Source organism: Bacillota bacterium (assembly GCA_013178305.1).
GTDB lineage: Bacteria > Bacillota > Sulfobacillia > JABLXB01 > JABLXB01 > JABLXB01.
The window spans coordinates 260,131-275,103 of record JABLXB010000002.1 but is presented as its reverse complement, the minus strand read 5'-3'; the positions used below and the strand labels follow the sequence as shown (position 1 = coordinate 275,103).

Here is a 14,973-nt window from a genome sequence, read left to right as displayed (position 1 = left end):
TGGAGAGATCGGGAAGTGCCAGCTACTTGGCATTGGGTGCAGGATCTCATGAGAGTGACGAAAAAAAGGGAACTCTCGGGCAGAGCGGACGACATTAGAGGGAGAGAGGGCCGGAGCGTTACCCGGGCGTTACTGGAGTATTCGGCCAGGTGGATGTTGAGATCGGCGTGGTAGGTGTTGGCACTGAGTAACGGACGGTGACAGGGCGATTGGGTGCAGCCCGGTGATACGGGGGGAGGGGTATGGTTACGAGAGACGGCGGAGCAGGAATATAGGCATGTAGCAGGCATGGAGACGGCGGCCAGGGCTGAATGTGCCCATAAAGTCATTGGGTGCACTCCGGCACCCAGAAGATGGGCGCTCATTGCATAAAAACTCAGCGAAGATATGCACCTACGCATACTGGGGTGAATCAGAATGCTGCCTCCAGATGTCAAGATTGGGGGGCATGTATTCACCGTCCACCTCGCAGAGCTACCACCGGAGTCTGGGAGCCGCAGTTCATTGCTGGATGGTGAGATCGTCGTAAACTCCGGATGGCCGAAATCGCTGCAAGAATCCGCGTTTCTACACGAGGTCCTCGATTTAGCTTCCACTATATATAGGATCGGCCTGGATCACAGAGACACGACTATCCTCGGAGAGGTGATATATCAGGTGATGGCCGACCTCACTGGCTGACTCAGACCCCACTTTCTTGCCCTTCTTTCTTGAGGTCGCCGGATGGGGACCCGTCGGCCTTGTTAGGTACCACTGTCGCCTCGTATCCCTCAGCACCCTCGGCCACTCGCGCCAGATCGCCCGGTGGCAGCCGGTCGAGCCGTCTATGTACTACAGGCATCATATAGTCCCTGTGCGTGCCTGGCCCCAATGGCGGAAGGCTGTCGCCGAAGGCTTTCCTAAACTGCACTTTGATCCACGTCCGGGTATCCTCGTCTGCTGCTATCCATAGAGCCTTCAACTGCTCAGTCATTGTGACGATATCGGGCTCGAAGACGCCGCGCACCGAAACCCGAGGCTTCACGAGTGCCTCGAAAGCCTGAGTCGTCGCCTCCAGCCCATACCTCTTGATGACATCCAGGAGGGCGCTGCCGACCGGCACTTCAGGTATCCCGGTGCCATCGCGTAGCCAGTCAGGGCTTATACCGAGTTCGCGGGCCATTGCGCGGATCAGTAGCTCCGATGCATTCTTACCCTTGCTGATGTTGTATATAGAGGAAGGTTGAATGCCAACCCTCTCCGCGAGTTCCTTCTGGGTTAAACCTGCTCTCGTCAATGCCTCGCGTAAGCGGTCGCGCAGATCCTGAGTCACTTCCCATCACCCCCCTCTCACATATCATTGGGTACTGTACCCATTCATGTACTTGACATGCCCTCTATGGATAGTCTATATTGGGTTGTAGGATAGACATGGAGGTGTCGCTCCGTGACTCGCAGCGAGTCCCGGCCAATGTCCAAGAACGAAATCAAAGCCGAACTCATCCGGCGCGGCATACCCTTCGCCGAGATCGCGGATGAGTGCGGCGTCACCCTAAGCGCGGTCAGCCAAGTCCTGCGCCGGTCTCCCTCATACCGGTGCAACGACAGGATCAGGCTGGCCATCGCCAGGCGGCTGGGCCTGACCGTCGAGCAGGTGTTCGGCCCGGCCGCCTCTCGTGGGCGATCCGCTAAGTCAACATCTTAACTCCGATTATAGTCGTCCGAGGTGAGGGTGGCAATGTCTAGGAGGACACGGGTTTTAGGCAAGCCGTCGTCTGCGCAGATGAGTCTTTTTGACGTAGTCCGGGCCCGCCACCTGGCGGCCTGCGGCCACAGCGCCCCCGGTAGTTTTAATATCTCCAGCAGACTCCGGGAGATGCTTAGCCAGGCCCTCAAAGAATGCCCCTTCAGCCGGTACGAGGCGGCCGCCCGCATGAGCGAACTCGTGGGCGCCGAGATCACCAAGGCTCAACTGGATTCCTGGACTGCCGAGAGTAAAGAGTTCCATCGATTCCCCGCCGAGTACCTGCCGGCGTTTCTCAAGGTGACGGGCTCCAGTGAGATTTTGCGTCTCATGGCGGAGCTCGTCTCTTGTTATGTCCTCGAAAGCGAGGAAGCCTTGCTGGCGGAGATCGGCCGCATCGATCAGACCAAGCGCGAGCTCACTCAAAAGGAGCGGGCAATTCGCGAGTTCTTGCAGCACATGAGGGAGAGGGCATGACCGAGTCCGGCAATCCGAGACAATCCGATGCCTGGCTGCCAACCGAAGAAGTGGCCCGGCTCCTCGGATGGAGCAGATGGACGATTCAACGACGGCTGGGTGAATTCGAAGTCCGGAGCGCCCTGGGGCGCGGCGGCTCAAGTGGCAAGCGATACGAGATCGCACTCTCGAGCTTGCCCGAACCGATCCGCGCGCGGTACCTGAACGGTGGCCGCGACCCTGAGCCGAAGCCGATCCGGACCGTCAACCTCGCGGAGTACAAGGACCGCCTGGGGGACCAGGTGATCGGAGAGGCCCTCCAGCGCGAGCGGACCGTGAAGATAGCGATGAGCACCGGCCGGGAGGGTAAGGCCGCCCTGGCCGCCCAGGCGGGGATAAGTCTGGCGACTCTCTACCGGTGGATAAGCGAATATGAGGAAGGCGGGTTCATAGCCATGCTGCCCAACCTCCCTGACAGACCGGGACACGGGGCCCGTACCCTGACCGAAGAGGCGCGCAAGTTCATCCTGGGCCACGCACTCCAGGAACTGCAACCCCCCATCCAGTGGGTGTATGAGCAGTATATAAAGGAAGCGCAAGAACGAGGCTGGCCGATCGCCAGCCGAGCCACGGTATTCCGCTTTGTCGCCAGCCAGCCCAAGCCACTCATGGTGATGGGCCGCGAGGGCGAAGAAGCATATAAGCACAAGTGCATGCCGAAATGCCGGCGCACCTATGATGACCTCGCGGTCAATGAGTGGTGGGTCGGTGACCATCACGAGTTTGACTTTCCTGTAAGCTACGGCGGACGTATTATCCGGCCTTCGCTCACCGCCTGGATGGATCTTCGGAGCAGGGTCATAGTCGGCTGGTGTATCAACCTGCAACCGTCGTCCGAGACGATATGCATGGCATTCCGGCATGGGGTTCTCGCAAAGCCTGGAGTTCCCTTCAGCGGATTGCCAGCCTGCGCATATATGGACAACGGCAACGACTATAAGAGCCACAGGCTTAACGACCTCGATGGGGTTTTCTCCATGCTCGACATCGAGGTACATCACTGCAAATCTTACTACCCAGAGGCGAAGGCAATCGAACGCTTCTTCGGGACGGTCAAGGAGCGATTCTCGCGCTTCCAACCAGGCTTCCTGGGGGGCAATCCCAAGGAGCGACCGGCTTGCAACAACGACGCCAGAATCAAGGAGATGGACGCCAAGGGCGAACTCGTCACCCTTCCCGAGGTCGTGGAGTCGTTTGGGAAGTGGCTCAGCACGGACTATCATGTCAGGATCCACTCGGAACTTCACATGCCCCCACTGCAGGCATACGAGACGACAAAGAAAGCCCGCGAGGATATGCCTGACGCCCGCGCTCTGGACGTTCTGTTAATGAAGACCGATCGGGCTGCCGTCTACCCGCAGGGCATACGCAGATTCAATCATGTCTTCTGGGCGGACGAGCTGGCCAACCACGTGGGCCGCGAGTTAGTAATACGTTTCGACCCGAACCGGATCGGCGAACTCCTGGTCTTTGAGGGCAGGCAGTATCTCTGCACCGCCACCTGCAATGAGCTGCTCTCCATGAACGCGACCGAGGAACAACTGGCGAAACACTGCAGGATGCAGCGGGCTGAGATACGGCGGATCCGCAAGGAGATCGAGGGATACCGCCGGGGCCTTGAGGACATCGTGGCCGTGGCCCAGGACGCCGGCGCGACGGCTCTCTGTGGTCCAGTCGTGGACAAGGGTTCGAAGGTGACACGGCTCACCGGCCTGGAGCGCGCGGGGCGCAGCCGGTTGCCTATTGATATCGCGCCGGCGAGGGCCAGGAAGGGCCGTGACATGGCGGACGAGTTGATTATGGCCTACGCCGAGCGTGCGATTCGTCGGGCTGAGGCCAACAAACACTGAAAGGGGTGCTGAAGATGGGAGCAACGGCGGCGACGGACATCGGCATTCAGGGTGTTGCGAGGGAATGGCTGAAGGACCAGGTCGAGAACCACGGCATCCAGGTTAGCGAGGTCGCGCGGAAGTTAGGTTATAGCAGGCCAGCGATTTCCCAATTCCTCCACGGCAGGAAGGATTCAGAGCAGATCGGGGTGGCGGTCCTGGCGCTCAGGGACCGGATCATGGCGACCCCCAAAGAGGAGACCCCGCCCGTTCAGGAGCGCCTGCTCCGATCCATGAAGACCTCGGTGGACTGGGTCTGGACAGAGGATGCCCGGCGGGTGATCGGGGTCTGCGAAGCATGCCAGGCCGAGAAGGCCATCGGTGTTGTCATTGGGCACAGCGGCGCGGGCAAGACCAGCGCGCTGAAGCAGTTCTGCGACACCCACCAGGACATCATCTACATATCCGCCGACGTGACCATGACCGCGAAGAGCCTGGTCGAGGAGATCGCGGCTGCTGTCGGAGTCGAGCAGTCCGGCTCTCTCAGGCCCATGCTGAGACGAATCGTTGCGAGGCTCCAGCAGGACCCCAAGATGATTATCATCGACGAGGCAGACATCCTCGTGTCGTACACGGTCCGGAAGATGGAGATCCTTCGGGCGCTGCATGACCAGGCGCACATCGCGATTGTCCTCGTGGGCATGCCCAGGCTGAAGGCCCTCCTGGTGAAGGGCCCGTCCCTCAAGGAGAACCTGGCGCAGCTATACTCCCGCGTCGGGTACATCCGGGAGCTGCGCGGCCTCAGCCGCGACGAGGCCGCCACCATCCTGGCCGATTACCCGCTGACCGACGGGGCGCGCGATCTCCTGGTGACGGTGGCCACCAATCACGCCCAGGGCGGCATGCGCCGGCTGACGACCCTTCTCTCTCGCTCCCTGGCGGTTGCCCAGGCGAAGGGAGGATATGTCACGCGGGACATGGTCGAGGCGGCCGACGGGTTGACGCTCAGATAGTCCCCGGGCCGGACAACCGGCCCAAGCCATCGGAGAAGACCGGTGCGAAGTCCTCGGCCGGCGCCGCCACCAGGCGGCCAGGATGGAGGCAACTGGAGGGACGGTCGATGCCAGTGACTCAGCGCGATAAGCCTGTCAAGCCTGGACTCACCCCATCCGAACGCGCATTCGTCGAGTACATGCGAGGCGTTGAGCGCGGGAGAAGGCAGAGACCCCCAGCGCCGTCCAGACGCGCGCATAAGCCACGAAAGGGGGATCCCGGTTGGGTGGCTCAGTGAAACACGCCGGCAAGACCGCCCCAGCGTTGACGATGGACCACGGCACCGTGCTCGGGTACCTCCAGGCGCGGGCCCGCGGCCGGAAGCGCGCCGTGGGGGCGAAGGGGCTTGCCCGGGCGCTGAGACTCCCCGAGCGGTATGTCCGCTCATGCATCCATGACCTCCGCGTATCCGGCGTTCTCGTTGGGTCGACGGTCGAACCCCCATCGGGCTTCTTCATCCCGACAAACCAGGAAGAAGCCGACGCGTGCAGCCGTCACCTATGGGCCCGCGTGCGCGAGACCGCAGTCGTGGCGAGGACGTTTGATGCGGCCGCGGCCCGCCTGGGTCTCCGGAGGTCGAGGTCGGAACAGATACGGTTTGTGTTTGATTCGTGGGACGGTGATTCGCAGTGAATCCAGAGATCGTGAAGGCTATTGCGGACCGGGAAGCAGCGGAAAACCGGTTCAACTGCGCCGAAGGAGAGGACCTCATCAATGCGGCGATCTACGAAATCAAGGCCGCAGAGTCCCGGCTGCAGCACATCCTCAAGACCGTGCGAACTGGAGAGGTGCTTGATGAGCGTGCTGGCGAGCATGGTTACGCCCAAAGCAACCCTATACGTAGGCTTGGGTGGCAACTACTACGTGGTCAGTACCTGCAGAGAAGCCATTATTGAAGTCGCGGACATGCTTGGGCGGTCCCATCGAGGCGTCTACCATCGGAAGGATTTCGGCTGCTGGGCGCTGCGAGTGAGGCGCAAGCGGGATAAGGTAACACTCCGAGACTATTTCGGGAGGTCACGCGTGAGATGAAGCGGGTGTATTCCAAGTTCGCGCGGGGGACCGGATGCGACCTCCGAGCGGAGGGGCCCTCCTCCCCTGTTCGTGTGTACAAGCCTGGCGACGTCGAGTGGTGCCCAAACTGCCGGCGTAGCCCATCGGCGGCCAGGCCCGTGGTTTCGCTAAAAGGCAAACTGCGGTTGAACAAGGCGGCGGCGGCGCTGCTCAGGGAGATCGGCGGCGAGAGAATGCGCCTTGATATTGGGTACGAGGGCGCGGCGCGCAGGCTGGTGATCCAGCCGGCCGAGCACGGGCGCTATCGGCTGAGTATCAGTCCGGACCGGACCTGCTCAGTAGGCGGGCGGCTCCTGGTGGCATGGCTGTCAGATCGGGCCATCACTGCCGGTGAGTATCCGTGCTACAGGGACGGGCAGCGTCTGGTGGTGGATGTGCAATCCGGAGGGAGGGTGTCAGGTGGCAAAGGGTAGAGTCCGGTTCGACGCCCCTGCCCTTAAGACCTGGGAGGACGTGGACCAGGCGCTCAGGGAAGTCGGGCTGATCGAGATCCAGATCGAGGCGCTGGAGGGAGACCTTAACCGCCGGATCGCCGAGATGAAAGACGAGACGGCCAGGAAGGCCAAGCCCATGATGGACCGTCGTGACCTCCTCGGACATCTCCTGCGCGAGTTCGTTGAGGCGAACAAGGAGGGCCTGGCGGGGAAGTCGCGCGAGTTGAACTTCGGGACCGTCGGACTGCGTCGGTCGACCCAGGTGGTCATCAAGAAGGTGAAGGCAACCATCGCGGCCCTGAAGGCCAGGGGCCTCCTGGAGTGCATCAAGACCACGGAGAGCATCATGAAAGAGGAACTCAAGAAGTACGACGACGCGACCATCGAGGCTGTCGGCGCGAAGCGGAAGACGGATGAAGTCTTCTGGTACGAGATAAAGCGTGAGGCCCTGAAGGAGGTCTAGACATGGGAGGGCGCCGGTATTCCCTGGCTGAACTCGTGGTGGCCTCCTGCTGCGGTTGGTTTCTCGGACTCCTTTTCTTCGAACTGGTAATCGCGCGGGCTCGCGGACTTCTGCCTTGACGGGAGGTCTCGCTATGGGACGCTCGGCCAATGTTCGGGCGGTGCTTACCGACCATTATATGGATGCCTGCGCGGAGAGGTTCGGCCCGGCAAGATATCGCCAGCAGGCGGCCTGGATCCGCAACTCCCTGGCTCGCCGCCGGCCGCGCCGACAGAAAGACGGCAAGTATTCGCTGAGACTCCGCGGCAGTAGCCGCGTCGCGATCCTGGCGTTCGAGGGTGGCTGGTGGATTGGGATAACGATACTGAAGGGGCAGTGGGATGGCGAGCGTAACGAAAGGCCAACTCAAGAAGATATGGGTTACGGCGCGTGAACTGGGCTTTGACAGTGACCTCCTTCACGCCCTGGTCAGGGAGATGACCGGCCGCGACCATATCTCTGAACTCACCAGGCGCCAGGCCCACTTCGTAATTGAGCACTTGATGGACCGGTTGGAGCCGCCACGATCCGTCATCGTGCACGACGTGGGGCCCAACCGGCTTCCCCGTCACATCCCGTTGGCCACGAGGCCGCAAAGACGCTACATAGAGTCGCTGACGTCGCGGCTCGGTTGGGAAGATCCCAAGCGGCTCCAGGGGTTCCTCCAGAAGTACGCCGGCACGGACAGCATCGAGTGGCTGACGCGGGACAAGGCAGCATCAGTGATTGAGGGGCTGAAGTCGCTGGTGAGACAGGAGACCGATCGGAGGGCCGGCAATGCCAGACAAACGGTTCATTGACAAGGACGGGCGCGAGGTATTCGTGCACGATGGCATAAGCGACGGGCGATGGTGGGGAGCGTTCAAGCGGAAGGCCAACGGCCGTCTCCAGCGAGTCAAAGCGGTGCCGGTCTATGAGGACAGGGTCGAGGCCGAGTGCGCCCTGGACGCTTACGCGGCCAGGCGCGGTTTGAAAGAGATCGGGGCGAAGGTGGAGTGATGACGAAGGTGTACGTCAATGCGTAGCCCCAACCAAATGAGCCTTCCCATCCCAGAACCGACGTTAGCGGCCAGTCCAGCCCCCGGCCGGGCGGACCATATCCAGCCGGTCCAGTGCGAGGGCTACCTCGACCTGCTCGGACTGCACTATTCCCTGGGGCCCATCGAGGGGTGGGTCGAGGTCCGTCGGCTCAACATCTACTGCCCTCCGGAACATCGAACCATCGCAGATCAGGCGTGGGTCGACCCCAAGACGATAGAGAGCCTCTACATCCAACGCTATGAGGGGTTTGCCCGTCCGCTTTCGCCAGTCAGTTGGGGGTTTGGGCCTGTCCAGGATCTAGACCGCCACCAGCACGTCATGGCGTCGTTCGACTTGGCGCATGCCGCAGAGGACTTCGAACGCGTGGATGCGGTCGTCTGGGCCCAGAAAGCGGAGCGCTACCGGGTGGATGAGATGGGGGCCCCGCCCGCTCCCGGCGAGACCCCCGAACCGGCGCCCAATGCAATCAGTTCGGCATGAACCTGTCAGCCCCTTCCAATTGTCGAACGATTCGTCTCAGAGGAGTGACACATGGACAGGTATCTCGATGACGATCCGGATGTTCGTGCAGAGATGGTGTTCGAGCGGCGGAGCAGACCAGTGCACTTCATGTGCTGCAATGATCCGCCCTGCCATGGCACGAGGGGCGTCTGTCCCGAGTGCGGTGGTGAGTGGGCTCGTTGCGAGTGTGGCGCATCGGACAAGGAGTGCAGGTGCGCGGAAACGGAACACAACTGACAACCCGGATGAGGCGGTGCCGTCCGCGACTGGGGGCGGTTGGGGCGGTTTGCCGGTGAAGGCTTGACGGCGGCGCCGCGCTGACGTGATAGCACGGGCAGAGGGACCCCCGATGACGCGCTGTACCCGGTCGATCCGAGGGGGTCCCAGGGAGCATCCGCTCCTGGGCCATGGGGAGATAGACCAGCATGACCGGATCCAGGTATCGGCGAGTGCGGGCGGGTTGGAGTCGGCCGGGGCCCGCCCAAGATAATGGGGTGATGGTACGAACGTAGCCATTCTGTCATCGTGGAAAAACCGCCACGAGGTGCGGGCGCTTGCGGAGGCTCTTCGAGAAGCCGGCCATGAGGTCTTCGACTTCACGGACGCCAGGTGCCGCACGACTCCTGAACTCCCTCCAGAGGCATTCCCGGAGCAGTTCGATCCTGCACAGCATGTCTATCGTGATTACATCACACGCCAGGAGTTCAGGGATGCCGTGTTCGACAACAAACGAGCGATTGACCGCTGCGATGTGGCCGTGTTGCTGCTGCCGGCGGGCAGTGACGCTCACGCCGACTGGGGTTATGCAGTTGGCCGCGGCAAGACCACCGCCGTAGTCGGTAACCCACGGCCTGGCGATAGGAGTCCCGTTCACTGCTGGGCTCATGCCATTCTCGAATCCGGTGATTCTCTCATTCAATGGCTCAGTCAGACGGTTTGTGTGTAGTCGTTTTGGGCGGGGCGGCGTGGCGAGATGACCCGCGTAGTGCCGCGGGAAAGTCGGAGCACGCTTGAATGCGCTGCGGGAGCAGAAGAGCGGCGATGACTCCGTTAGTAACCGCGGGAACGCCGTCGTGAGACGGCAGGCCGGGGTAGGACCGGCTCCCGCCCATCAGATTAGTCAGAAGGAGGGTGGCTATGCAGAAGGAGATCGCGGGTTGGATCATCCTGATCGCGATGGCCTGGACTGTGGGGCTCGTGCTGATTGCCGGGACCTGCGAGATGTGCCGGCTATTCCTGCCCAGGAGCAAAGACAGAGTTAGCGGACAACATTGAGGAGTCGTTTGGAGACACGGCAGCGCCGAAATCCAATCATAAATCGGCCTGTAAGCAGCGAGAATTCCGGCGCAGGTGTCCGAATAATCCGCAGCCAACAGACCTGATGAATCGACCCATAATGGAAGTGGAGAGATCCCTGCTCCTTAACGCAAAGGGGTGAGTACATGGCCCGCGATATCCTGGCAGCCGCGCCGAGTTCGCTCTATCCGCTCATCATCGTGGTACTAATGGCGCTGTTGATTGCTGCCGCCTCGGTAATCGGCTACCTCCTGCGGGATTTCAAGCTGTCATTCGAGAGAGGGCAGCAGAAACAGGATGACACGATCGATGGCCTGGCAAAGGACCTGTCAAATCTCAAGGCTACGCTACCTGAGAAGTTTGTCATGCGGGATGACTTTCTGCGCGCCGTCGCAGGGCTGGATAGAAAGATGGATTTGGTGATGCGAGAGGTCACTAACACCAGCAGGCTCGTGGCGGAGCTGAGGGGCAAGGAGGGCGCGAGATGCGACTGAGTGACTCCCGCGAATTGCGCGGTTTCGTGCTGCGCGTATGTCAGATCAACTACCCCCACGGCTGCAGTGAGCAGTTGCTGCAGATCACTCTCCAGGAGAACCAATTCATGTCGTCACCTGCCGCGTTGAAGGCAGACATCGAGTATTTGGAGGAGAAGGGTTACGTCCGCGTTGAGGAGCAGAACAGCGAACGCCTCGGAATATCGCGGACGATTGTCTACTGCACCGCAAAAGGTATCGATCTGCTTGAGCGCAACATCCCGGCGGATCCTGGGATCCTCCTGCCGGTGGTGTGTTGACTATGAGCGATCGGCGCCGGCACTCCAAAATCGTGACTGACCTGCCCCAGGAGGTCACTGAGGCGGTCAATCAGCGGCTCACGGAGGGTTATACCTACCGAGAGATCGCGGAGTGGCTGGCCCAGATGGGGCATCCAGTCAGTAAGTCCGCGGTAGGCCGCTACGGCAAGCACTGGCTTGCCAGGCTCGAAAGGCTGCGGATCGCTCGGGATCAGGCCAAGGCCATCATCGACCAGGCCGCCGCTGACCCGGAGGTCGCTATGGGCGAGGCGGCCTCGCAACTGGCGATGCAGCTCATCATGGAGGCTATGATGGCAAGCCTCGACAAGGGGCCAAGTGGTCTCAACCTCAAGATCGTGGAGGCCATGAAGGCCCTCGCACAACTGGAGCGGAGCGGCGTCGCCAGGGAGAAGCTGAAGCAAGAGATCCGCGAGAAGGCTAAGAGGGTCGCCCAGGACGTCGAGAAGAAGGCCGCCGCGGCCGGGCTCGACCCCGAAACCATCAAGTACATCCGGGAGCAGATCTATGGGCTTGCCAGCTAGCGTGACGCCGGCGATCCCGCTGCTCCCTTACCAGCAGCGCTGGGTACAGGACCAGTCAAGGTTCAAGATCGCCAATAAGGCGAGGCAGACCGGCTTCAGTTTCGCGGTCGCCCTCGAAGTGGTCCTTGACGGTCTGGAACACCGCACGACATGGGTTCTGCTCAGCCGCGGCGAGCGACAGAGCAAGGAACTCATGGAGAAGTGTCAGCAGCACGCCCGGGCCGTTGGCTATGTCCTGGACGTCCTTGAGTCCGCCTTCACCGTGGACGACCGGGACTTCAAGCTTCTGGAGATTAGGTTCCCGAACGGGTCTAAGATTATCGGCCTGCCGGCGAACCCGGACACCGCCCGCGGCTTCTCGGGAAACGTCGTTTTGGACGAGTTCGCTTTCCACCAAGACAGCAGGAAGATATGGACTGCGCTCTTCCCCGTCATCACGAGGGGCTACAAGATCCGGGTTATCTCAACGCCGCAAGGCAAGAACAACAAGTTCTATGACCTGTGCACTGATACGTCAGGCAAGTGGTCCAAGCACCAGGTCGATATCTACCAGGCGGTGGCTGAGGGCCTGGACGTCAACATCGAGGAACTGCGCGCTGGCATTGAGTGTGAAGACGACTGGGCTCAGGAATACGAATGCAAGTTCATCGACGAGGCAACGGCGCTACTGACATATGACCTTATCGCCGCCTGTGAGCACGAGGCAGCCACGAAGGCGCTGCCTATGGGGTTCGAACCGGCGGGGCCTCTCTATCTCGGGATGGACATAGGCCGGAAGCGCGACCTCTCGGTCATCTGGCTGGACGAACTGGTTGGAGATATCTTCTGGACCCGGGCAGTAGTGGAGATGCCGAAGACCCGCTTCAGGATCCAGCGCGATGAGCTCTACGGCTTCCTGAGGATGCCGCGGATAATCAGGGCCTGCATCGACTCGACCGGCATCGGCGCGCAGCTCGCGGAGGAGGCCCAGGAGGACTTCGGGCGGTACCGCGTTGAGTGTGTCGAGTTCTCGCCGGCCGTGAAGGGCGACATGGCGATAACGATGCTCCGCGTCTTCGAGGACAAGAGGACGCGGGTACCCATAGACAAGCAGATCCGGCAGGATCTTCACAAGGTCCGGAAGATGACAACGTCGGCAGGAAACGTGCGGTATGACTCCGAGCGCGACGAGGACGGCCACGCGGACAGGTTCTGGGCAAAGGCTCTCACGCTCCACGCGGCCGACCAGGCGCAGCGGGCGAAGCCTCCCAAGGTGAAGGCCGTGGCCTTCTGAGGCTCTAGAAAGCCCCAGGAGCGTTCGGGGGGTACAGAGATACCAGGGGCGGGCCAGTAACGCCTAGTAACGCCCCAGTAACGCGAAGTAACGCTATAGTAACGCGGAGGGTATGGGATGCCGAAAGCGGCCGAGAAGCAGAGCGCGGTCAAGGCATATGTCCTGAGCGACGGCAAGGTCATCCGGGCCGACGTCCTGGAGCAGTATGCCGTCAAGGGCAGCCCGTCGGAATCGAAGCAACTCGCGGCCGACCGGTTCACCGGCCTATATGGTGAGCTTGGCCTCGTCGCCCCTCCCCATAACCTCGAAACGCTCGTGGACCTGCTCGAAGCGAACACATATCACATGCGGGCGGTCAAGACCAAGGCCCGGGACACCGCCGGCCTTGGCTGGACGCTCAGGCCGCGACTCGACGACGCTCCAGAGACTGAGATCGCGGCCCTGAAGTCGTTTCTCGACGAGCCGCATCCCGAACTGGCGCTCGTCGAGATCCTGGACCATGTCATGGTGGACTATGAGGCGTGCGGCAATGGCGATCTGGAGGTGCTCCGCGTCTTTGCCGACGGGCCGGCCACGGGCCTGGCTCACCTGCCGGCGCACACGATGAGGGTCCATAGGGACCGTATGCGCTACTGCCAGATTGTCGAGAACCAGCGCCGGTGGTTCAAGCGGTTCGGGGTACCGTATGACGTGGACATGTATACCGGCGCCTTCGCGGCGCTCGGGTCTATTCCGTTCGAGAGGCGGGCCAGCGAGGTAATCCACTTCCTGAACTACACGAGCAAGAGCGCCTATTACGGCGTCCCCGACGTCCTCCCCGCATTGGGAGTGCTTCTCGGCGACGCATACAGGCGGGACTATACGCTCAAATTCTTTGAGAATCATGCCATCCCGGCATATGCCGTGGTGGTCGAGGGCGCGGACCTGGACGAAGAGACGGAGCGCACCATTCAGGACTTCTTTGAGCATAAGGTCAAGGGGAACCCGCATTCCACCCTGGTATTGACCGCCCAGACGTCGCAGGGCCAGACGGTGAACATCAAGTTCGAGAAATTGGACGTCGAGATGCGGGACGTTTCGTTCCGGCTCTACCGGCAGGATAACCGCGACGAGATCCTGGCTGCCCATGGGGTCCCCCCCTACCGCATGGGTATTAGCGAGACGGGCAATCTGGGCGGCAGCAACGTAAAGGGCACGACCGAGATATACAAGAACAGCGTGATCCGCCCGCGCCAGGAGACACTCGAGACGCGGTTCAACAGGCACGTGGTATGGGGATGCTTTGGGGCCAGGTCGTGGGAGTGGAAACTCAACGAGATAGACACCGCCGATGAGGAACACGACCTCAAGATGAGCGAGGGCTACTGCAGAATCGCTGTATTCAGCCCCAATGACGTCCGGGAGCGACTGGGTAAGCAGAGGGTGGCGGACCCGGCCATGGACGCCTACTACCTCAACGGCCAGCCCATCACGGGACAGTCGCCGGCGGCTCTTCTCGACGCTATCAAGGGGCTCCACCGGGACCTGGTCGCCGCGGTGAAGGCGTCATGAGGCGCGACGTGGCGGTGAAGGTAGACGCCAGGGTGGTCGCGTTCCTGGTGGAGCAGGGCGCGATGCCTCCCTGGGCTGAGAAGGCGCGTTGGGCCGACGAAGCCGAGAAGCGCCTGGCCCGGAGGCTCCAGGCGTTGTTCCAGAAAGGCGCGGAGAAGGTCATTGCCGAGGTCAAGCGGCGAGGGATGCCGGCGGGATCGGCGGAGAGGGAGAGCATGGCCGCCGACCTGGTGGCCGACCTCGAACGGAAGGCGCCGGACGCGATGGTCGAAGAGGCGCTGGGAGTGGCGGGTTCCGCGAGGCGTTCTGTTCAGCAGGAGCTAGCCAAGGCCGGGATGCGGATCCGGTTTGGGGACTTCAACTCGATGGTCCTTGAGAAGTTCCAGGACTACGTATTCCAGGGCTCCAAGGCCACTATGGAGCGGCTGAAAGGTGACGCGGGAGAGATGTTCCAGCGCATCGTGCGGGAAGGGCTGGGGATCGACGAGGCGGCGGACAAACTCGCCGAGGTCTTCCAGGGACTCCGAGAGAACCGGCTGACCGCGATTGCGCGGACTGAGATAAACGGTTACCAGAACGAGGCGGCAAACACGACGATGCGCGACTACGGCGTGGAGTACAAGCAGTGGCTCACGGCAGTCGATGACGATGTCCGGAGCGCCCACATCATGCTCCACGGCGTGGTCATGCGGATGGACGAGCCTTATCCCAACGGGCTCATGTACCCGGGCGACCGGTCAGGCCCGATTGAGGAGTGGATCAACTGCCGGTGCAGGCAGAGGCCGTACATACCCGGGGCGGGCGAGGTAATCACCTCCACCCCCTACGTGCCATGAGGAGGCAGA

Annotated in this window: 22 protein-coding genes; 20 read left to right on the top strand and 2 right to left on the bottom strand. The window is 61.6% G+C overall.

Features of this window, described 5'->3' with window-relative positions:
• The first annotated feature begins 417 nt into the window (after positions 1-417).
• Positions 418-681, top strand: coding sequence for a hypothetical protein (locus tag HPY55_06690; protein ID NPV70318.1), 264 nt, complete (start codon positions 418-420; stop codon positions 679-681).
• Between the two features lies 1 nt (position 682).
• Here HPY55_06690 and HPY55_06685 read toward each other — a convergent pair whose 3' ends face one another.
• Positions 683-1,312 (bottom strand): helix-turn-helix domain-containing protein, encoded by a 630-nt coding sequence (locus HPY55_06685; GenBank protein ID NPV70317.1) that lies wholly within the window; start codon positions 1,310-1,312, stop codon positions 683-685.
• A gap of 138 nt (positions 1,313-1,450) precedes the next feature.
• Between HPY55_06685 and HPY55_06680 the strand changes: the two genes are divergently transcribed.
• From HPY55_06680 to HPY55_06625, 12 genes are all read left to right on the top strand, one after another.
• Complete coding sequence (locus tag HPY55_06680) at positions 1,451-1,684, top strand: hypothetical protein (GenBank protein ID NPV70316.1); 234 nt, start codon at positions 1,451-1,453, stop codon at positions 1,682-1,684.
• A gap of 171 nt (positions 1,685-1,855) precedes the next feature.
• Positions 1,856-2,200, top strand: a complete 345-nt coding sequence (locus HPY55_06675; protein ID NPV70315.1) for a hypothetical protein — start codon at positions 1,856-1,858, stop codon at positions 2,198-2,200.
• Entirely contained in the window at positions 2,197-4,089 is a 1,893-nt protein-coding gene (locus HPY55_06670; GenBank protein NPV70314.1) for a DDE-type integrase/transposase/recombinase, read from the top strand. The genes HPY55_06675 and HPY55_06670 overlap by 4 nt, the downstream gene beginning before the upstream one ends.
• Before the next feature lie 14 nt (positions 4,090-4,103).
• Entirely contained in the window at positions 4,104-5,081 is a 978-nt protein-coding gene (locus HPY55_06665) for an AAA family ATPase (GenBank protein NPV70313.1), read from the top strand.
• 262 nt (positions 5,082-5,343) lie between these two features.
• Positions 5,344-5,754, top strand: a complete 411-nt coding sequence (locus HPY55_06660; GenBank protein ID NPV70312.1) for a hypothetical protein — start codon at positions 5,344-5,346, stop codon at positions 5,752-5,754.
• Entirely contained in the window at positions 5,751-6,017 is a 267-nt protein-coding gene (locus tag HPY55_06655; protein NPV70311.1) for a hypothetical protein, read from the top strand. Before HPY55_06660 ends, HPY55_06655 begins: the two co-directional genes overlap by 4 nt.
• 132 nt (positions 6,018-6,149) lie before the next feature.
• Complete coding sequence (locus HPY55_06650) at positions 6,150-6,608, top strand: hypothetical protein (protein NPV70310.1); 459 nt, start codon at positions 6,150-6,152, stop codon at positions 6,606-6,608.
• On the top strand, positions 6,595-7,092 hold the full coding sequence (locus tag HPY55_06645; protein NPV70309.1) for a host-nuclease inhibitor protein Gam: 498 nt from the start codon (positions 6,595-6,597) through the stop codon (positions 7,090-7,092). Before HPY55_06650 ends, HPY55_06645 begins: the two co-directional genes overlap by 14 nt.
• 133 nt (positions 7,093-7,225) lie before the next feature.
• Positions 7,226-7,525 (top strand): hypothetical protein, encoded by a 300-nt coding sequence (locus HPY55_06640; protein ID NPV70308.1) that lies wholly within the window; start codon positions 7,226-7,228, stop codon positions 7,523-7,525.
• A complete protein-coding gene (locus HPY55_06635) occupies positions 7,473-7,931 on the top strand; it encodes a DUF1018 domain-containing protein (protein NPV70307.1) in 459 nt (152 codons plus the stop codon). Before HPY55_06640 ends, HPY55_06635 begins: the two co-directional genes overlap by 53 nt.
• A complete protein-coding gene (locus HPY55_06630) occupies positions 7,909-8,130 on the top strand; it encodes a hypothetical protein (GenBank protein NPV70306.1) in 222 nt (73 codons plus the stop codon). The genes HPY55_06635 and HPY55_06630 overlap by 23 nt, the downstream gene beginning before the upstream one ends.
• A gap of 18 nt (positions 8,131-8,148) precedes the next feature.
• Complete coding sequence (locus HPY55_06625) at positions 8,149-8,652, top strand: hypothetical protein (GenBank protein NPV70305.1); 504 nt, start codon at positions 8,149-8,151, stop codon at positions 8,650-8,652.
• A gap of 541 nt (positions 8,653-9,193) precedes the next feature.
• On the opposite strand, the gene HPY55_06620 is transcribed toward HPY55_06625, so the two are convergent.
• The gene (locus tag HPY55_06620; GenBank protein NPV70304.1) at positions 9,194-9,559 is read right to left on the bottom strand and encodes a hypothetical protein; all 366 of its coding nucleotides are present in this window, start codon (positions 9,557-9,559) and stop codon (positions 9,194-9,196) included.
• A gap of 251 nt (positions 9,560-9,810) precedes the next feature.
• On the opposite strand from HPY55_06620, the gene HPY55_06615 reads away from it, so the two are divergent.
• The 7 genes from HPY55_06615 (at position 9,811) to HPY55_06585 (ending at position 14,964) form a co-directional block, all read left to right on the top strand.
• Positions 9,811-9,948: a hypothetical protein gene (locus HPY55_06615; GenBank protein ID NPV70303.1), complete on the top strand. Its 138-nt coding sequence runs from the start codon at positions 9,811-9,813 to the stop codon at positions 9,946-9,948.
• A 167-nt stretch (positions 9,949-10,115) separates the two neighbouring features.
• A complete protein-coding gene (locus tag HPY55_06610; GenBank protein NPV70302.1) occupies positions 10,116-10,463 on the top strand; it encodes a hypothetical protein in 348 nt (115 codons plus the stop codon).
• Positions 10,454-10,762 (top strand): hypothetical protein, encoded by a 309-nt coding sequence (locus HPY55_06605; GenBank protein NPV70301.1) that lies wholly within the window; start codon positions 10,454-10,456, stop codon positions 10,760-10,762. The genes HPY55_06610 and HPY55_06605 overlap by 10 nt, the downstream gene beginning before the upstream one ends.
• Positions 10,763-10,764: 2 nt before the next feature.
• Positions 10,765-11,304, top strand: a complete 540-nt coding sequence (locus tag HPY55_06600) for a DUF3486 family protein (protein NPV70300.1) — start codon at positions 10,765-10,767, stop codon at positions 11,302-11,304.
• Positions 11,294-12,577 carry a hypothetical protein gene (locus HPY55_06595; GenBank protein ID NPV70299.1) on the top strand — a complete coding sequence of 428 codons (1,284 nt, stop codon included), beginning with the start codon at positions 11,294-11,296 and terminating at the stop codon, positions 12,575-12,577. Before HPY55_06600 ends, HPY55_06595 begins: the two co-directional genes overlap by 11 nt.
• A gap of 117 nt (positions 12,578-12,694) precedes the next feature.
• A complete protein-coding gene (locus HPY55_06590) occupies positions 12,695-14,128 on the top strand; it encodes a phage portal protein (protein ID NPV70298.1) in 1,434 nt (477 codons plus the stop codon).
• The gene (locus HPY55_06585) at positions 14,125-14,964 is read left to right on the top strand and encodes a minor capsid protein (protein ID NPV70297.1); all 840 of its coding nucleotides are present in this window, start codon (positions 14,125-14,127) and stop codon (positions 14,962-14,964) included. Before HPY55_06590 ends, HPY55_06585 begins: the two co-directional genes overlap by 4 nt.
• Positions 14,965-14,973 lie beyond the last annotated feature (9 nt).

What these genes read in the sequence shown, in the direction of transcription:
- HPY55_06690 (NPV70318.1), top strand. Translation starts at nt 418, where the DNA reads ATGCTGCCTCCAGATGTCAAGATTGGGGGGCATGTATTCACCGTCCAC.
- HPY55_06680 (NPV70316.1), top strand. Translation starts at nt 1,451, where the DNA reads ATGTCCAAGAACGAAATCAAAGCCGAACTCATCCGGCGCGGCATACCC.
- HPY55_06675 (NPV70315.1), top strand. Translation starts at nt 1,856, where the DNA reads ATGCTTAGCCAGGCCCTCAAAGAATGCCCCTTCAGCCGGTACGAGGCG.
- HPY55_06670 (NPV70314.1), top strand. Translation starts at nt 2,197, where the DNA reads ATGACCGAGTCCGGCAATCCGAGACAATCCGATGCCTGGCTGCCAACC.
- HPY55_06665 (NPV70313.1), top strand. Translation starts at nt 4,104, where the DNA reads ATGGGAGCAACGGCGGCGACGGACATCGGCATTCAGGGTGTTGCGAGG.
- HPY55_06650 (NPV70310.1), top strand. Translation starts at nt 6,150, where the DNA reads ATGAAGCGGGTGTATTCCAAGTTCGCGCGGGGGACCGGATGCGACCTC.
- HPY55_06640 (NPV70308.1), top strand. Translation starts at nt 7,226, where the DNA reads ATGGGACGCTCGGCCAATGTTCGGGCGGTGCTTACCGACCATTATATG.
- HPY55_06635 (NPV70307.1), top strand. Translation starts at nt 7,473, where the DNA reads ATGGCGAGCGTAACGAAAGGCCAACTCAAGAAGATATGGGTTACGGCG.
- HPY55_06630 (NPV70306.1), top strand. Translation starts at nt 7,909, where the DNA reads ATGCCAGACAAACGGTTCATTGACAAGGACGGGCGCGAGGTATTCGTG.
- HPY55_06625 (NPV70305.1), top strand. Translation starts at nt 8,149, where the DNA reads ATGCGTAGCCCCAACCAAATGAGCCTTCCCATCCCAGAACCGACGTTA.
- HPY55_06620 (NPV70304.1), bottom strand. Translation starts at nt 9,559, where the DNA reads ATGAGCCCAGCAGTGAACGGGACTCCTATCGCCAGGCCGTGGGTTACC.
- HPY55_06615 (NPV70303.1), top strand. Translation starts at nt 9,811, where the DNA reads ATGCAGAAGGAGATCGCGGGTTGGATCATCCTGATCGCGATGGCCTGG.
- HPY55_06610 (NPV70302.1), top strand. Translation starts at nt 10,116, where the DNA reads ATGGCCCGCGATATCCTGGCAGCCGCGCCGAGTTCGCTCTATCCGCTC.
- HPY55_06605 (NPV70301.1), top strand. Translation starts at nt 10,454, where the DNA reads ATGCGACTGAGTGACTCCCGCGAATTGCGCGGTTTCGTGCTGCGCGTA.
- HPY55_06600 (NPV70300.1), top strand. Translation starts at nt 10,765, where the DNA reads ATGAGCGATCGGCGCCGGCACTCCAAAATCGTGACTGACCTGCCCCAG.
- HPY55_06590 (NPV70298.1), top strand. Translation starts at nt 12,695, where the DNA reads ATGCCGAAAGCGGCCGAGAAGCAGAGCGCGGTCAAGGCATATGTCCTG.
- HPY55_06585 (NPV70297.1), top strand. Translation starts at nt 14,125, where the DNA reads ATGAGGCGCGACGTGGCGGTGAAGGTAGACGCCAGGGTGGTCGCGTTC.